Below are 283 nucleotides of genomic sequence, written 5' to 3'. Positions count from 1 at the left end.
AATGAGAACCGTAAACGGATGTATTTTGCTGCTGGCAGCTATCAGTATCACTTTTGCCGCCGTAAGTGGGGCTTATCATCTCGATATGCAGCAACTGCTGGCGCTCATTCTTCGTCAAGAAAATGTTCCTGTGCAAGAACAAATTGTCTTCTGGCAAATCCGCGTGCCGCGTATTCTTGCTGCGCTGTTTCTGGGCGCGGCGCTGGCAGGGGCCGGAACCACCTATCAGGGAATGTTCCGTAATCCCTTAGTGTCACCGGATATTTTAGGCGTCTCCGCCGGT

General features: G+C 51.9%; 1 protein-coding gene. It reads left to right on the top strand.

The genetic code is table 11. The features are described from left to right. Positions 1-25 precede the first annotated feature (25 nt). On the top strand, positions 26-283 hold a 258-nt coding region (locus LZP73_RS20820; RefSeq protein WP_326490388.1), incomplete at its 3' end, for an iron chelate uptake ABC transporter family permease subunit.

This window comes from Shewanella sp. AS16 (genome assembly GCF_021412365.1).
In the GTDB taxonomy this organism is placed as follows: Bacteria; Pseudomonadota; Gammaproteobacteria; order Enterobacterales; family Shewanellaceae; genus Shewanella; species Shewanella salipaludis.
The sequence above is the reverse complement of the archived record's forward strand: the minus strand, read 5'-3'. Positions and strand labels throughout refer to the sequence as shown.